Source organism: Kutzneria chonburiensis, assembly GCF_028622115.1.
Classification (GTDB): domain Bacteria; phylum Actinomycetota; class Actinomycetes; order Mycobacteriales; family Pseudonocardiaceae; genus Kutzneria; species Kutzneria chonburiensis.
Genome location: NZ_CP097263.1, coordinates 7,718,432 through 7,733,679 on the forward strand (window position 1 = coordinate 7,718,432; position 15,248 = coordinate 7,733,679).

14 protein-coding genes are annotated in these 15,248 nt (G+C 70.4%); 8 read left to right on the forward strand and 6 right to left on the reverse strand.

The annotated features are described in order from the left end of the window. The first annotated feature begins 193 nt into the window (after positions 1–193). The 4 genes from topA (at position 194) to M3Q35_RS35710 (ending at position 5,954) form a co-directional block, all read left to right on the forward strand. Complete coding sequence (gene topA / locus M3Q35_RS35695; protein ID WP_273936942.1) at positions 194–3,004, forward strand: type I DNA topoisomerase; 2,811 nt, start codon at positions 194–196, stop codon at positions 3,002–3,004. Positions 3,005–3,121: 117 nt separating this feature from the next. Beyond that, positions 3,122–3,550 carry a hypothetical protein gene (locus tag M3Q35_RS35700; RefSeq protein WP_273936944.1) on the forward strand — a complete coding sequence of 143 codons (429 nt, stop codon included), beginning with the start codon at positions 3,122–3,124 and terminating at the stop codon, positions 3,548–3,550. Beyond that, positions 3,547–4,761: an MFS transporter gene (locus M3Q35_RS35705; protein WP_273936945.1), complete on the forward strand. Its 1,215-nt coding sequence runs from the start codon at positions 3,547–3,549 to the stop codon at positions 4,759–4,761. Before M3Q35_RS35700 ends, M3Q35_RS35705 begins: the two co-directional genes overlap by 4 nt. Further along, on the forward strand, positions 4,758–5,954 hold the full coding sequence (locus M3Q35_RS35710) for a DNA polymerase III subunit delta' (RefSeq protein WP_273936946.1): 1,197 nt from the start codon (positions 4,758–4,760) through the stop codon (positions 5,952–5,954). The genes M3Q35_RS35705 and M3Q35_RS35710 overlap by 4 nt, the downstream gene beginning before the upstream one ends. On the opposite strand, the gene M3Q35_RS35715 is transcribed toward M3Q35_RS35710, so the two are convergent. Next, positions 5,932–6,717: a class I SAM-dependent methyltransferase gene (locus tag M3Q35_RS35715; protein ID WP_273936947.1), complete on the reverse strand. Its 786-nt coding sequence runs from the start codon at positions 6,715–6,717 to the stop codon at positions 5,932–5,934. The genes M3Q35_RS35710 and M3Q35_RS35715 overlap by 23 nt on opposite strands. A gap of 54 nt (positions 6,718–6,771) precedes the next feature. On the opposite strand from M3Q35_RS35715, the gene M3Q35_RS35720 reads away from it, so the two are divergent. Continuing rightward, complete coding sequence (locus tag M3Q35_RS35720; protein ID WP_273936948.1) at positions 6,772–7,182, forward strand: MarR family winged helix-turn-helix transcriptional regulator; 411 nt, start codon at positions 6,772–6,774, stop codon at positions 7,180–7,182. Positions 7,183–7,236: 54 nt separating this feature from the next. On the opposite strand, the gene M3Q35_RS35725 is transcribed toward M3Q35_RS35720, so the two are convergent. The 4 genes from M3Q35_RS35725 to kduI are packed head-to-tail and all read right to left on the reverse strand — an operon-like array spanning position 7,237 to position 10,624. After that, on the reverse strand, positions 7,237–8,322 hold the full coding sequence (locus M3Q35_RS35725) for a DNA glycosylase AlkZ-like family protein (RefSeq protein ID WP_273936950.1): 1,086 nt from the start codon (positions 8,320–8,322) through the stop codon (positions 7,237–7,239). Positions 8,323–8,331: 9 nt separating this feature from the next. Continuing rightward, a complete protein-coding gene (locus M3Q35_RS35730; RefSeq protein WP_273936952.1) occupies positions 8,332–9,054 on the reverse strand; it encodes an IclR family transcriptional regulator in 723 nt (240 codons plus the stop codon). Beyond that, positions 9,051–9,797 carry an SDR family oxidoreductase gene (locus tag M3Q35_RS35735; RefSeq protein WP_273936953.1) on the reverse strand — a complete coding sequence of 249 codons (747 nt, stop codon included), beginning with the start codon at positions 9,795–9,797 and terminating at the stop codon, positions 9,051–9,053. The genes M3Q35_RS35730 and M3Q35_RS35735 overlap by 4 nt, the downstream gene beginning before the upstream one ends. Further along, positions 9,797–10,624 carry a 5-dehydro-4-deoxy-D-glucuronate isomerase gene (kduI, locus tag M3Q35_RS35740; RefSeq protein ID WP_273936954.1) on the reverse strand — a complete coding sequence of 276 codons (828 nt, stop codon included), beginning with the start codon at positions 10,622–10,624 and terminating at the stop codon, positions 9,797–9,799. Before kduI ends, M3Q35_RS35735 begins: the two co-directional genes overlap by 1 nt. A 189-nt stretch (positions 10,625–10,813) precedes the next feature. Between kduI and M3Q35_RS35745 the strand changes: the two genes are divergently transcribed. Genes M3Q35_RS35745 through M3Q35_RS35755 form a run of 3 tightly spaced genes read left to right on the forward strand, consistent with a single transcriptional unit; the run spans position 10,814 to position 13,645 of the window. Then, positions 10,814–12,442 carry an L-lactate permease gene (locus M3Q35_RS35745; RefSeq protein ID WP_273936955.1) on the forward strand — a complete coding sequence of 543 codons (1,629 nt, stop codon included), beginning with the start codon at positions 10,814–10,816 and terminating at the stop codon, positions 12,440–12,442. Then, complete coding sequence (locus M3Q35_RS35750; protein ID WP_273936957.1) at positions 12,442–12,861, forward strand: hypothetical protein; 420 nt, start codon at positions 12,442–12,444, stop codon at positions 12,859–12,861. Before M3Q35_RS35745 ends, M3Q35_RS35750 begins: the two co-directional genes overlap by 1 nt. Next, positions 12,809–13,645 carry a glycoside hydrolase family 88 protein gene (locus M3Q35_RS35755; protein WP_273936959.1) on the forward strand — a complete coding sequence of 279 codons (837 nt, stop codon included), beginning with the start codon at positions 12,809–12,811 and terminating at the stop codon, positions 13,643–13,645. The genes M3Q35_RS35750 and M3Q35_RS35755 overlap by 53 nt, the downstream gene beginning before the upstream one ends. A gap of 1 nt (position 13,646) precedes the next feature. On the opposite strand, the gene M3Q35_RS35760 is transcribed toward M3Q35_RS35755, so the two are convergent. Next, positions 13,647–15,242, reverse strand: coding sequence for a hypothetical protein (locus M3Q35_RS35760; RefSeq protein ID WP_273936960.1), 1,596 nt, complete (start codon positions 15,240–15,242; stop codon positions 13,647–13,649). Between the last annotated feature and the right edge of the window lie 6 nt (positions 15,243–15,248).

Consider the following 15,248-nt stretch of genomic DNA (forward strand, 5'->3'; position numbering starts at 1 on the left):
CGTTTCGGAGGGTATCCTCCGGAACGGGCCGTTTCGGCAGGGTTTGTCCTCCAACAAGGTGTCGGGGTACTACTCCTGATGGGTGCCGGCGCTGTGTTATGTCACTCTGTCCGTCACGGCGCACGATGACATCGGGGTTCGACGGTGCATAGTGGCGGGCTGGGGACACAGGTAGACAAGAGAGCGGGACGGCGTGGCTGGATCGACAAAGGCGAACAAGAACGGTGCCGGGGGCAACGGGTCCGGGCACCGTCGGTTGGTGATCGTCGAGTCGCCCGCCAAGGCCCGGAAAATCGCCTCCTACCTGGGCAACAACTTCGTGGTGGAGTCCTCGAAGGGGCACATCCGCGACCTGCCGCGCAAGGCGGCGGAGATCCCGGCCAAGTACAAGGGCGAGCCCTGGGCCAACCTGGCCGTCGACATCGAGCACGGCTTCGAGCCGGTCTACATCGTCACGCCGGACAAGAAGGCGACGGTCACCGAGCTCAAGGAGCTGCTCAAGGACGTCGACGAGCTCTATCTCGCGACAGACGGTGACCGCGAGGGCGAGGCCATCGCGTGGCACCTGCTGGAGACGCTCAAGCCCAAGGTGCCGGTCCGCCGGATGGTCTTCCACGAGATCACCGAGCCGGCCATCCTCGCCGCCGCGGCCAACCCCCGTGACCTGGACACCGACCTGGTCGAGGCCTACGAGACCCGGCGCATCCTGGACCGCCTCTACGGCTACGAGGTCTCCCCCGTGCTGTGGAAGAAGGTCATGCCGAAGCTCTCGGCCGGCCGCGTGCAGTCGGTGGCGACCCGCATCGTGGTGCAGCGGGAGCGCGAGCGGATCAGCTTCGTCAACGCCTCGTACTGGGACATCGGCGCGCAGCTGGACGCCGGCCCGGACGCCGACCCCCGCCAGTTCGCCGCCCGCATGGTGCAGGTGGACGGCGTGCGGCTGGCCACCGGCCGCGACTTCGGACCGGACGGCCGCCTCAAGGGCTCCGGCGAGGTCCGGGTGCTGGCCGAGGCCGAGGCCAGGGCGCTGGCCGCCGGCCTGGACAAGGCCACGCTCAAGGTCACCTCGGTCGAGGAGAAGCCGTACACGCGGCGACCCTATGCGCCGTTCATGACGTCCACGTTGCAGCAGGAAGCCAGCCGCAAGCTGCGCTTCTCCGCGGACCGCACGATGAGCACCGCGCAGCGGCTGTACGAGAACGGCTACATCACCTACATGCGTACCGACTCGACCACGCTGTCGGAGTCGGCGGTGGCGGCCGCGCGGGCCCAGGCCACCCAGCTCTACGGGGCCCAGTACGTCTCGGACAAGCCGCGCCAGTACACCCGCAAGGTCAAGAACGCGCAGGAGGCCCACGAGGCCATCCGCCCCGCCGGCGAGGTGTTCCGCACCCCCGGCGAGGTGGCCAAGGAGCTGGCCGCCGACGAGTTCCGGCTCTACGAGCTGATCTGGCAGCGCACGATCGCGTCGCAGATGAACGACGCCCGGGGCACCACGATGAGCGTGCGGATCGCCGGCACCGCCGCCTCCGGCGAGGAGTGCACGTTCGCCGCCTCCGGCCGCACGATCACCTTCGCCGGCTTCCTCAAGGCCTACGTGGAGTCGATCGACTCCGAGGCCGGCGGCGAGGCCGACGACGCCGAGCGCCGGCTGCCGCAGCTGGTCAAGGACCAGGCGATCACCGCGGTCGAGCTGAGCCCGGACGGGCACACCACCAGCCCGCCGCCGCGCTACACCGACGCCAGCCTGATCAAGACGATGGAAGAGCTGGGGATCGGCCGGCCGTCCACGTACGCGACGATCATCAAGACCATCCAGGACCGCGGCTACGTGTGGAAGCGCGGCTCGGCGCTGATCCCGTCCTGGGTCGCGTTCGCCGTGATCGGCCTGCTCGAGCAGCACTTCGAGCGACTGGTGGACTACGACTTCACCGCCGCCATGGAGGACGAGCTGGAGCGGATCGCCGCCGGCGACCAGCACCGCACCAACTGGCTCAACGGCTTCTACTTCGGCGGCGAGATCGGCCCGGACGGCTCGGTCGGCCGCGGTGGCGGCCTGAAGAAGCTGATCGACGCCAGCGTCGAGGGCATCGACCCGCGCCAGGTCAACTCCATCCCGATGTTCACCGACGAGAACGGCCACACCGTGGTCGTCCGCGTCGGCCGGTTCGGGCCGTACCTGGAGCGCGAGGTCGACGGTGAGTCGCAGCGGGCGAATCTGCCCGACGGCATGCCGCCGGACGAGCTGACCCAGGAGGTGGCGGAGAAGCTGTTCGCCACCCCGATGGAGGGCCGCTCGCTGGGCAACGACCCGGTGACCGGGCACGAGATCGTGGCCAAGGACGGCCGCTTCGGCCCGTACGTGACCGAGATCCTGCCGGAGCAGCCCGAGCCCGCGAACGGCAAGAAGGCCACCGCGCCCAAGCCGCGGACCGGCTCGCTGTTCAAGGACATGGCGCTGGACACGGTGACCCTCGAGGACGCGCTCAAGCTGCTGTCGCTGCCGCGCATGGTCGGCAAGGACCCGGAGACCGGCGCGGAGATCACCGCGCAGAACGGCCGCTACGGCCCGTACCTGAAGAAGGGCACGGACTCGCGGTCGCTGGCCACCGAGGACCAGCTGTTCACGGTCACGCTGGACGAGGCCCTGAAGATCTACGCCGAGCCCAAGAAGCGCGGCCGCCAGTCGGCCGCGTCGGCGCCGCCGCTCAAGGAGATGGGCAACGACCCGGTCTCCGGCAAGCCGATGGTGGTCAAGGACGGCCGGTTCGGCCCGTACGTGACCGACGGCGAGTTCAACGCGTCGCTGCGCAAGAGCGACAGCGTCGAGGAGCTGACCGACGAGCGGGCGGCCGAGCTGCTGGCGGAGAAGCGGGCCAAGGGCCCGGCGCCGAAGCGGACGACCACCCGCAAGCCGGCGGCGGAGAAGAAGCCGGCGGCCGAGAAGAAGACCGTGGCCAAGAAGCCCGCCGCCAAGAAGGCCCCGGCCAAAACCAAGAGCTGACCCCACCCAGCACCGGCTGAACTGTCACATGCGGTCCGGATGTGCCTCTTGGAGGCAAGTATGACGCGCATGTGACAGTGGCGGCCGGTGCTGGGGTGGGCGGTTTACGCTGGGGGTATGGCAGGCGAGTTCGGGCCCGACGGCACGCAGGCGTTGCCGCCGCTGCCGGTGTATCCGGATGCGCTGACCGGGCTGTCAGCCCAGTCGTTTGCCGATGTTCCCGACACCGTGGTGCCGCCGCCGGTGCCGCCGGTGGTCGTGGACCAGGACAAGGTGCGCGAGGCGGCCCGCCGTGAGCTGGCTCGCGATCGGACCCGCCGGGCCGCGCCGCCGAGGCAGCCGGCGCCGCTGCCGCCGGCCCCCGGTCTTCAGCACACGCGGACAGCCCCGACCATCGGGCTCCAGGCCGCCGGTGGCCTGCCGCCCGCGCCGGCAGCGCAGCAGGCGCAACGCCGGAACAGCGCGGCCGGCTGCGTGGGCTGCTTGGTGGTGCTGTTCTTCATCGCGCTCATTGCCGTCGTGGTGGTCGCGGGCATGCAGCGATGAGACATATCGCCGAGGTGATGGGCATCCCGGCGTTCCGCCGGCTCTGGACGTCCGCGTACCTGTGCTGCGTGGGCGACTGGCTGTCGCTGCTCGGCCTGTCCTCGCTGCTGGCGACCCTCACTGGATCGAGTGAATTCGCGCTGAGCGGCGTGGTCGCCACCCAGCTGCTGCCGGGGCTGCTGCTGGCCCCGCTGGCCGGGCACCTGGCCGACCGGTTCGACCGGCGCAAGGTCATGATCGCCACGGACCTGGCCCGCTGCGGGCTGTTCCTGTCCATCGCCGTCGTGGGTACGACGTGGTGGCTGCTGGCGGCGAACTTCCTGGTCGGCGTCTGCTCGATGCTGTGGATCCCGGCCAAGGACTCGGCCCTGCCGACCCTGCTGCACCGACCGGACCAGGTGCAGACGGCCAGCCAGCTGACCCTCGTCACGACCTACGGCCTGGCCTTGCTGACCGGCGCCGGCCTGTACTCGGTGATCACCGCCATCGCCCCGCATTCCGACGTGCACGTCATCGTGGTGATCAACGGCCTGCTGTACCTGAGCTCCGCGCTGGTGATCGCGACCCGGCTGCCCGAGGCGTCCGGCCGCTGGACCGCGCCGCCGACCGGCGAGCCGGGGATGGCCCGCGACGGCCTGCGCTACGTGCGAGGCAGCCGGCTGGTGCGGGGCCTGGTGATCGGCATCGTCGGTGCGCTGACCGCGGGCGGCACGGTGATCGCCATCGCCCGTCCGTATGCCACCGAGCTGCGCGGCGGCGAGGCCGCTTTTGGCACGCTGGTGATCGCCATGTTCATCGGTCTGGTGATCGGCGTGGTGGCTACGCCCAAGCTGCGACTGCCGTTCGGCGTGGCCATCGTGGCCGCCGGTGCGCTGCTGCTGGCCGTGGCGGTCGCCCCGCACCTGTGGTTCGCGCTGGCCGCCGTCGGCGCGGTGGGGGCCTGCGCGGGCGTGGCCTTCGTGACCGGGCTGACGATGATCGGTGCGCAGGTGCCGGACGAGGTGCGCGGCCGGGTCAACGCGTTCGTGCAGGCGCTGGTCAAGGTGGTTCTGTTCGCCGCGACGACGATGGCCCCGGTGCTGGTGGACCTGGTCGGCGTGCGCACATCGCTGGTGGTGGCGGCCGTGATCGCGGCGTTGGCTGGGGCCTTCGCGCAGCGGCAGCTGGCCGCGCGGCATCATGTCAGGGTGACCGAGCAGGTGCAGGCATGACGGTGTGGGCCGACGTCGTCGGCCAGGAGCACGCGGTCGAGGTGCTCAGCACCGCCGCCGAGGCCGCGGCCGACCTGGTCGCCGGCCGCCCGACCACGCCCGGCGCGATGACCCACGCCTGGCTGTTCACCGGCCCGCCGGGTTCCGGCCGGTCCACGGCGGCCCGTGCCTTCGCCGCCGCGTTGCAGTGCGAGGCCCCGGGTGGCCCGCGCGGCTGCGGCGAGTGTCAGGCCTGTCGCACGACCATGCACGGCACGCACGCCGACGTGCGGCTGGTGGTGCCGGAGGGGCTGTCCATCTCGGTGGCCGAGATGCGGGCCCTGGTCCAGGTCTCGGCCAAGCGGCCGACCACCGGGCGCTGGCAGGTCGTGATCATCGAGGACGCCGACCGGTTGACCGAGGGCGCGGCCAACGCGCTGCTCAAGGCGGTGGAGGAGCCGCCGGACCGGACCGTGTTCCTGCTCTGCGCCCCGTCCGACCACCCGGACGACATCTCCGTGACGATCCGGTCGCGCTGCCGGGCCATCGGGCTGCGCACGCCGGCCACCGCGGCCATCGCCGAGGTGCTGGAGCACCGTGACGGCATCGAGCCGGCGACCGCGCAGTGGGCGGCCTCGGTCTGCGGCGGCCACATCGGCCGGGCGCGCCGGCTGGCCACGGATCCGGAGGCCCGGCAGCGGCGCGAGTCGGTGCTGGCGATTCCGTTGGGGCTGCGGCGTTTCGGCGACATCTTCAGCAGCGCCGACGCGCTCGTGAAGGCGGCCGAGGCCGATGCCGTCGCCGCGAACGAGGACCGCAACGCCGCCGAGACCGAGGCGTTGAAGACCGCGATGGGCGCCGGCGGCACCGGCAAGGGCACCGCGTCGGCCACCCGCGGCGCCGCGGGTGCGTTGAAGGAGCTGGAGAAGCGGCAGAAGTCGCGGGCCACGCGGACCCAGCGCGACTCGCTGGACCTGGCCCTGGTCGACCTGATGGGCTTCTACCGGGACGTGCTGGTCACGCGGTCGCGGGCGGACGTGCCGCTGATGCATCCCGACCGGGCCAACGACATCACCAACGCCGCCTCGATGTGGACGTCGGAGTCCACGCTGCGGCGGCTGGAGGCGGTGCTGGCCTGTCGGGATGCGTTGCAGCAGAACGTGAAGCCGCGCTTCGCCATCGAAGCCATGATCACGTCGATGCACCGCGGATAGCGGTCACGAAGCCGCTGCTGGTCTCCTTGCGGATCGGTCGGCCGTAGGCCGCGGCGACCGGACCGAGGTCATGTTCCGTTGCGCGCCAACCGTGTTCGGCCAGCCATTGGCTCGCCGGCCGGTCGAGGCCGCCCTTCCACAGTGCCGAATACCGTTGCATGGACGGGGAATTCACTGCCTGATCCTGGTGGGCCCGGTCACCGCGCTCGAAGGCGATCCGGCTTCCCGGCGCGGACAGTTCCGTGACGGTCGACAGCAGTTGGTCGGCGTCCGTCGGCGTCAGGTAGATCAGCAGGCCCTCGGCCAACCAGGCTGTCGGCAGTGTCGGATCGAAACCGCTGTCCGGCAAGGCTGTCGCCCAGTCGTCACGGAGGTCGGCCGGCACAACCGTTCGGGCGCAACGAGGTTCGGCGTCGCCCAGCACGGCGTCCTTGAACGCCAACACCTTCGGCAGATCGACCTCGTACAGGCCGGTGTCGGCCGGCCAGTCCAGCCGGTAGGCGCGGCTGTCCAGACCGGCGGCCAGCAGCACGACCTGGCGACAGCCCGATTCGCGCAGGTAGTCGTCGTAGAAGCGGGTGCGGATGATCGCGTGGAACGCGAAGGCCAGCGAAAGCGGTGTTCGTTCGCCGCCCGGCACCTGGTCCGGCGCCGCCGCGCAGAACTTCGCCGCCCACGGGTCGTCGAACAGCCGATCTGCGCGTTCGCTCTCAGCCGCCCGCACCCGGGCCACGCCCAGCGCCGTCTTGCTCACCTCGTCCATGCCGGCAGATTACATCGGTACCGATGAATCGCCAACGATGTAATCTGTCGAGCCATGGACGGCGTTCGGCTGCACCGCCTGGGCAAGCACCTCATCGACCTGGCCCGCCAGGTCACCACCGACGCCGGCGACACCGCGCTCACGCCCGGCGAGGTCGCCGTGATCGAGGACGTGTTCAAGCACCCGGGCAGCGTCGTCACCGAGATCCAGGCCCGTACCGGTTTCGCCCAGAGCCACGTGTCGGCATCGGTGTCACGGCTACGGGAACAGGGCCTGATCGTCGCCGCGCCCGACCCTGCCGACCGCCGCCGCACCCGGCTCAGCGTCACCGACATCGCCCACCGGGCGATCATGCGGCGGGCCGGGCGGCCGGCCGACGAGACGATCGCCCAGGTGGTGGGTGAGGAGAAAGCGGAGAGGGTGCTGAAGTTGCTGGGGGAGCTGGCGGACCTACTGAAGATGTGAACGGACCATTCCCAAACTCCGAGTTGAGGAATGGTCCGTTCCGAACGCCTGGGGCTACGGCAGCTCCAACTCCAGCCACTTGGCCAGATCCCTGATCTCCTTGCGCACCGCCGCCGTCATCGCCTTGGTGAACGGCTCGTCCTCGTGCACGGCGTTGATCCGCAGCACCCCGGCCTTCCGGTCGGCGGCGGCGTCGACCTTGCCGATGAGCTCGTCCCCGTACAGGATCGGCAGCGCCCAATAGCCCCAGCGCCGCTTGGCCGCCGGCTTGTACATCTCGAGCTGGTAGTCGAACTGGAACAGCTCGTCCATCCGCTTGCGGTCGTAGACCAGCCGATCCAGCGGCGACAACAGCGCCGTCCGCCCGGCGAAGCGCTGCCCCAGCTGCTCGGGATCGACCCGCCACTGCCCCTTCACGCCCTCGACGACCGCCGGCTCGCCGACCTCGCCCACGTCGATCGGCTCGACCGGGCAGCCCGGCCCCTTGGCCCGGGCAATCCCCAACGACCTCAGCCGCCGCTCGTTGCGGATCCGCACGGCCTCGTCCAACGGCACGGCCGGCACATCGGGATAGATCCGCTCGGCCAGGTCCCACAGCCGGCCCTTGTCGGTGCCCGACACGGCGACGTCGCCGTTGAGCACCATGAACTCCAGCATCTGCGTGACGTTGCGGTTGTTGGTCCAGCCGCTGGACTTCCACGGCTGCACACAGGTGTCCTCGAACGCCCGTGCCGGCAGCGGACCCTCGACATCGAGCCGGCTGAGGATGTTCTGCCGGCAGATCTCGTTGGTGTGCAACCACTTGTGCTGCTGCTGACGGTAGCTGGGGCCCTCGCCCGGCCACGCGTCCATCTCGGCCCGGTACAGGGCGATGTCCTCGGCCGGGCGGATCATCAGCCGCAGGTCCACCAGCGACCGCTTGGCCAGCGCCTCGGCCAGCTCCGACGGCCGGTATGCGGAGCCGAGCCGGCTCCACGCCACCAGGTCGGCGCTGGGCGCGACCGCGTTGGTCGGGTCGTTCTGCAGCAGCGTCAGCCCGCGCACGACCTCGTGCAGGTCGGTCGGCCGGTCCCGGCCGAGCAGCTGGGCCCGCACGGCGATGCGCCGGGCGTCGGTCCGGGACAGCTGGTGCACGGCCATCCGTTGAGGCTAATGCGTGTAGCCCAAGGCCCGCGAGACTTCGCGCGCGGCGTCGACCACGCGCGGTCCCAGTGCGATCAGCTCCGGCAGCGTGTGTTCCAACGCCAGCGTCGACACGCTCAGCCCGCCGACCACGGTCCCGTTGTGATTGCGCACGGCCGCGCCGACGCAGCGCACCCCAGGCTCGTTCTCCTGCTCGTCCAAGGCGAATCCACAGCTCCGGACCCGGTCCAGCTGGGCCCGCAACCGCTGCGGATCGGTGATCGTGCCGGGCGTGCGAGCCACCAGCTCCAGGCCGTTCATGTCCCTTGTGGACAAAACCGCTTTGCCGATGGCCGTGCAGTGCAACAGCAACCGGCCGCCGATGCGGGAGGCCATCCGATACGGCTTGCCGCCCTCCACCTTGTCCACGTACACCAGCTCGTCGCCGAGCAGCATGGCGAAGTGCACGGCGCACCCGGTGCTGGCCTGCAACCGCTCCAGCACCGGGCGCGCCCGCTCGACGGAATCCACCGGCTGCAACACGTTCCCGGCCAGCACCAACACCTTGGGGCCGATGCGGTAGTCGCCGTCGGCGGTGGCCACCGCGAAACCGGTGTCCACCAGCGTGCGCAGCACCCGGTGCACGGTCGACTTCGGGAAGCCGGTGACCCGGGTCAGCTCGCTGATCCGGCCGTGCTGGGCCAATGCCGCCAGCACCGCGAGGGCCTTCTCGACCGCGCCCTCGGTCAACGCGACATCCACCCGCCGTCGACGACCAGCACGTGACCGGTGACGTAGTCCGAGGCCGGGGCGGCCAGGAACACCGCCGCGCCGACCAGGTCCTCCGGCGTGCCCCACCGGCCGGCCGGGATGCGGCCGCGGATCGCCGGCTCACGGTCCGGGTCGGCCCGCAGCGCCTCGGTGTTGTTGGTCGCGATGTAGCCGGGCGCGATGGCGTTGACCTGCACGCCGTACGGGGCCCACTCGTTGGCCAGCGCCTTGGTCAGGCCGGTCACCGCGTGCTTGCTGGTGGTGTAGCCGCTGACGTTGATGCCGCCCTGGAAGCTCAGCAGCGACGCGACCGTGATGATCTTGCCGGAGCCGCGGGCGGTCATCTGCCGGCCGACGGCCTGGCTCAGCGCGAACACCGAGTCCAGGTTCACCGCCTGCATCCGCCGCCAGTCCGCCAGCGACACGTCGGTCGCCGGCTGCCGGTGGATGATGCCGGCGTTGTTGACCAGCACGTCCACCTCGCGCCGGGCCAGCAGCCCGGCCAGCGCCGGCTCGACCGCGTCGGGATCGGCGAGGTCGACGATCAACGTCTCGACACTGGCGCCTGCCGCCTGCGCCTCGGCCGTGACCTCGGCGAAGTCCGGGCTGTGCCCGAGCACCACGAGATCGGCCCCGGCCTGGGCGAGGCCGACCGCGATCGCCTTGCCGATGCCGGTGCGGGCCCCGGTGACCAGGGCGGTCTTGCCCTTGAGCGAGAACATCAGCGCAGCTCCGTCACGGCGACCTGGTCCATGTCGGTGAACGCCTGGTTCTCGCCGGCCATGGCCCACACGAAGGCGTACGAGTGCGTGCCGGCGCCGCTGTGGATGGACCAGCTCGGCGACACCACGGCCTGCTCGTTGGCCACGATGAGGTTGCGGGTCTCCTGCGGCTCACCGCACAGGTGCACGATGCGGTCGTTCTCCGGCAGGTCGAAGTACAGGTAGCACTCGGTGCGGCGGTCGTGGGTGTGCGGCGGCATGGTGTTCCAGACGCTGCCGTCGGCCAGTTTGGTCACGCCGACCACGATCTGGCTGGAGCGGATGCCGTCCGCGTGGATGTACTTGCGCAGCTCGCGCACGTTGGCCGTGGACTGCTCGCCGAGGTTGGCGACATCCACCTCGTCGAAGCGGGCCACCGCGGTCGGGTAGCTGGCGTGCGAGGTGGCCGAGAACAGGTAGAAGTGCGTCTCCGAGTCGCCGGCGTGGAACTGCACGTCCACCGCGCCACGGCCGATGTACAGGCAGTCGCGGTGGCCGAGTTCGTGCTTGTCGCCGTCGACCACGACGTGGCCGGACCCGCTGACCACGACCACGGCCATCTCGCGGCGCTCCAGGAACGACGTCGAGCGCAGCTGGTCAGGATTGGGCAGCGACAGCGGCTGGCCGGGCACCGGCGCCGCGCCGCCGAGCACGACCCGGTCCGCGTGGGTGAGGACCGTGCGCACCTCTCCGGTCCGGAACAGGTCCTCCACCAGGTAGTTCTCCCGCAGCTGGGCGGTGTCGAAACCGCGCAGCTGGGCGGGGTTGGTGTGGTGCCTGACCTCCATGTGGTGCTCCTGCTGGGCTAGCGGGGGCAGCGGCGGTTGACCCCTGGCGGATGTTGCAAGCAGATGACACGATGTCGCCACTTATGGAACTACGTTCCGTCCTACGGAACAAGTGCCCCCGTGGCCACCGCCGCCGGTTACGGGGTCCGGTTTCCAGTCGGGCTCCAACCTGGAAAAAGGCGGTGAGAAGTGTTCAGACAGACCCTCGACCCGGCCGGCTCGCTCACGCTGTCCGCGTTGTTGGCGCTGATCCCCTTGCTAGCGGTGCTGGTGCTGCTCGGCGGCCTGCGCTGGAAGGCGCACTGGGCCGGCATCGCGGCGCTGGCGATCTCCATCGTGATCGCCGTCGCCGGCTTCGGCATGCCGATCGGCCAGACGCTGGACGCCGGGCTCTTCGGCATGGCCAACAGCGTGCTGCTGGTCCTGTGGATCACGTTCAACGCGATCTGGGTCTACAACCTGACCGTGCACAGCGGGCACTTCGAGGTGCTGCGCCGCGCGTTCAGCTCGGTCAGCGACGACTCGCGGGTGCAGGCCATCGTGATCGCCTTCTCGTTCGGCGCACTGCTCGAGGCGCTGGCCGGCGGCGGCAGCCCGGTGGCCATCTGCTCGGTGATGCTGATCGCGCTCGGCGTGAACCCGCTCAAGGCGGCCGCGCTGACCCTGGTCGCCGACACCGCGCCGGTCGCGTTCGGCGGACTCGGCAACCCGATCACGGCCCTCGGGCCGATCAGCGGGCTGCCGGTCGACCAGTTCGGCGCGATGGCCGGGCGGCAGGTGTGCTTCCTGGCCGCGATCGTGCCGTTCGTGCTGCTGTACATCGCCGACGGCCGCAAGGGCGTCCGTGAGTGCTGGCCGGCCGCGCTGGTCGCCGGCGTGAGCTTCGGCCTCACCCAGTTCCTGGTGTCCAGCTACCTCTCGTACCAGCTGTGCGACATCCTGGCCGCGGTCGTCTCGGCCGGCGCCCTGTTGCTGCTGGTCCGGGTGTGGCAGCCGGCCACCGCGACCGTGTCCACCGGCCGGGGAGGCGGCGGTGGCGGCGGTGTCGCGACGGTGACCGGTGGTGGGGACGTCCGGGACAGCCGGGCCGACGTGATCAAGGCCTTCGCCCCGTACGCGATCATCGTGGTGGTCTTCTCACTGGCCCAGATAGCGCCGATCAAGAAGGCGCTCAACGCCATCGTGTGGAAGTTCAGTTGGCCAGGACTGTCCATCCAGAACGCCGCCGGCAAGAAGGTGGACACCAGCTACACGTTGAACTTCTTCGGCGCCACCGGCACTCTGCTGCTCGTCTCCGGCCTGCTGTCGCTGATCGTGCTCAAGGTCGGCATCGGCACCGCCGTGAAGATCTACGGGAGGACCGTGAAGCAGTTCGGCTGGGCCATTCTGGCCATTCTGGCCGTGTTCGCCCTGTCCTACGTGATGAACCTGTCCGGCCAGATCGGCACGCTCGGCTCGTGGCTGGCCGGCACCGGCGCGTTCTTCGCGTTCCTCTCGCCCGTCGTCGGCTGGTTCGGCGTCACCATCACCGGCACCGACGTCGGCTCCAACACCCTGCTCGGCGGCTCCCAGTTCGCCGCCGCGCACCAGTTGGGCGCATCGCCGATCCTGTTCGGCGCGGCCAACAGCTCCGGCGGCGTGATGGCCAAGATGATCTCGCCGCAGAACCTCGCCATCGGCACCGCGGCCGTCGGTCTGGTCGGCAAGGAAGGTGAGCTGTTCCGCCGCGTGTTCGGCTGGAGCATCGGCCTGCTGCTCGTCCTGTGCGTGCTCGTGTACCTGCAATCCACCCCTGTGCTCGGATGGATGGTGCCCTGATGACCATGTCACGTCGGACCCTGATCGCCGGCGCCGCTGTCGCCGCTGGAGGAGCTTTGGTCGCCAACCCCACCGCGTCCGCCGCCGACGCCTCGTACGGCGGCAACCTGCGTTCCACAATGGACTACGCGATCGCCAAGCTGCGTGCGGTCGCGCCAACCGTGACGGCCTTCCCGACCGGCACCAAGTTCGAGAAGTACACCACCGCCGCGGACGGCAGCTGGGTCGGCGGCTTCTGGCCGGGGCAGCTGTGGATGGCCTACCTGTACTCGGGCGACGAGTTCTTCCGGCAGCAGGCCGAGTCCTGGGCGCTGAAGCTGGCCCCGAGAGAGACCAAGAACACCGACCACGACCTGGGCTTCCTTTTTGCCGTCGTGGGTAACCGCTTTCCGGCTGACCGGCGACACCTCGTGGCGTGACGGCGCACTGGTCGCGGCCGGCGAACTGATCAAGCGGTTCAACGAGAAGGGCCAGTTCATCCGGGCCTGGGGCGCGCTGGGCACGCCCGACAACGCCGGCCGCATCATCATCGACACGATGATGAACCTGGACCTGCTGTGCTGGGCCACCAAGGTCACCGGCGACAGCAAGTACCAGGACATCGCCGTCGCGCACGCGTTGACCGCGCAGAAGTACCAGGTGCGGCCGGACAACACCACCTGCCACGTGTTCGACTTCAACCCCGACACCGGCGCGGCCATCGGGCAGAACACCGTGCAGGGCTACAGCGCCACGTCCTGCTGGTCCCGCGGGCAGTCGTGGGCCGTGCACGGCTTCGCGCGGATGTACCTGCGCACCGGGAACAAGTCGTTCCTCGACACGTCGCGTCGGCTCGCCGACTGGACCATCCAGCACATCACCGACGACTACGTGCCGGTGTGGGACTACCGGTCTCCGTTGGCGCCCAACGACATCAAGGACTCGTCGGCCGCCGCCGTCAACGCGGCCGGCATGCTCGACCTGGCCAGGCTGACCGGCAACCCGCGCTACGAGGCCGCCGCGCTGCGGTTCCTCGACGCGCTCGGCCGGTCGTGCCTGACCACCAAGTCGGCGCGGGCCGACGCCGTGCTGGCGCGCGGCACCCGTAACCGGCCGGCCGAGGACGGCATCGAGATCGGGCTGCCCTACGCCGACTACTACCTGATGGAGGCCATCCTGCGGGTGCTGCGGCCCGACCGGGCCAAGCTCGCGCTCGACCTCTGAGTCAGCTGTTGTTGCGGCGCTGCCGGCGATACGGCAGCGCCGCAACGACAACCACCCCGGTCAGCAGCAGCGCTGTACCCGTCCAGAACAGCGGGATCGTCGCGTAGGCCGCGTTCGTGTAGGCCAGCGGCGGCGAACCCTGCGGGTTCGGGTTCGACGTCGGCGAGCCCGGCGTCGTCGAGCCGCACACCACGCCGCCGGTCGGCGCCACCGCGCGGGCCACCTGCTCGCCCAGCGTCACCTGGGCCAGCGCCGACGGCAGGTTCGGCAGGCCCAGGGCGTCCGTCGGCAGCACCTGGAGATCCAGCAGCCGGGCCGTCGCGCCCAGCTGGAAGCCGTCGAACGGCTGGCCCTTGATCGCCTGCGTCTTCTGGTCCAGCTCCGCGATCTGCAACCGCAGCACGCCGATGTCGATCTTCTTCAGGTCGTTGGGCAGCGCCCCACCGGTCGGCAGCATGCCGCCGATGATCGGCAGCTTGCCCAGCTGGTCCGCGCCCGGAAGCGGCACCCCGATCGGCACGTCCAGCTTCGGATTCGCGGCGTCCAGCGTGCCCAGCGTCTTGCCGCCCTGCACCACCTGGAGCACCGGGGCCGTGTAGTTCACCGACGACGTCTTCGGGTCGCCCGTCGAGGTCACCTGCAACGTCGGCTGGCTGACCACGTTGATGTCCAGCTCCATCGGCGTGCCGGCGAGGATCTTCACCCCGGCGACCTGCATCGTCGACGTCGACTGCACGGCCTTGTTCGGCGAGCCCGGGATGTCCACCAGCTTCACCACCGAGCGGGAGCTCAGCGTGTTCGGCAGGCTCACCAGCGAGCCTTTGCCGTCGGTGGTCTGCTTTCCCGACAGCAGGCCGCCCAGTTGGCTCAGCGGGGCCGTCATCGTCTTCAGGGAGTTCACGACCTGGTTCGCCGTGCCCTGGTCCAGCTTGCCGCTCGGGTTGATCAGGCCCGTCAGGTCCGTCACGTTCGGCAGGTTCGGGATCGCGTTCAGCAGCGACAGATCCGCCAGCGACGTCTGCGCGTCCGCGATCGTGTCCACACAGGGGCCCGTCGTCTCACTCCAGCGTGCGTGCACGCTGCCGTTCAGCAGGCCCACCTTCAGCAGCGAGTCCAGCGGCGTCGACGGCGGGTTCAGGCCACCCGTCGTCGCCTGCGGGTTGTCCGGCAGCGCCGTCTGCGACAAGGCTCCCGGCGTCTGCGGCGCGTTGCCGCCCACCGCAAACCCCAGCGGCGACGCCTGCGCGATCGCCCGCTCGTACGACAGGTACGCCTCCGAGTTCGCCTGCGCACTCGACAGGCCGAAGCCCGCCTCCGCCGCCGGCTGCTTCGGCAGCTCGTCTTGCAGGCCTTGCAGGATCGACGTTGTCGGCGTCGAGTTCGGCAGCAGCCTCACCACCGCCAGGCCGCCCCCCGCGTCCCCCACCGCGTGCCCCAGCGGCTGCGGCCCATTGGCCGCCGACGCCGGCGGTTGCCCCGGACTCACCGGCCCCGGCACCGGCGTCGTCGTCGGCACCCCGAACGCCGGTCCCGCCCCCAGCGCCACCATCACCACAGCAGCCGGCAACGCCAGGACCAGCGGCGGTCGACCTCGCATCAGCCA

What these genes read in the sequence shown, in the direction of transcription:
- M3Q35_RS35700 (WP_273936944.1), top strand. Translation starts at nt 3,122, where the DNA reads ATGGCAGGCGAGTTCGGGCCCGACGGCACGCAGGCGTTGCCGCCGCTG.
- M3Q35_RS35705 (WP_273936945.1), top strand. Translation starts at nt 3,547, where the DNA reads ATGAGACATATCGCCGAGGTGATGGGCATCCCGGCGTTCCGCCGGCTC.
- M3Q35_RS35710 (WP_273936946.1), top strand. Translation starts at nt 4,758, where the DNA reads ATGACGGTGTGGGCCGACGTCGTCGGCCAGGAGCACGCGGTCGAGGTG.
- M3Q35_RS35715 (WP_273936947.1), bottom strand. Translation starts at nt 6,717, where the DNA reads ATGGACGAGGTGAGCAAGACGGCGCTGGGCGTGGCCCGGGTGCGGGCG.
- M3Q35_RS35720 (WP_273936948.1), top strand. Translation starts at nt 6,772, where the DNA reads ATGGACGGCGTTCGGCTGCACCGCCTGGGCAAGCACCTCATCGACCTG.
- M3Q35_RS35725 (WP_273936950.1), bottom strand. Translation starts at nt 8,322, where the DNA reads ATGGCCGTGCACCAGCTGTCCCGGACCGACGCCCGGCGCATCGCCGTG.
- M3Q35_RS35735 (WP_273936953.1), bottom strand. Translation starts at nt 9,797, where the DNA reads ATGTTCTCGCTCAAGGGCAAGACCGCCCTGGTCACCGGGGCCCGCACC.
- kduI (WP_273936954.1), bottom strand. Translation starts at nt 10,624, where the DNA reads ATGGAGGTCAGGCACCACACCAACCCCGCCCAGCTGCGCGGTTTCGAC.
- M3Q35_RS35750 (WP_273936957.1), top strand. Translation starts at nt 12,442, where the DNA reads ATGACCATGTCACGTCGGACCCTGATCGCCGGCGCCGCTGTCGCCGCT.
- M3Q35_RS35760 (WP_273936960.1), bottom strand. Translation starts at nt 15,242, where the DNA reads ATGCGAGGTCGACCGCCGCTGGTCCTGGCGTTGCCGGCTGCTGTGGTG.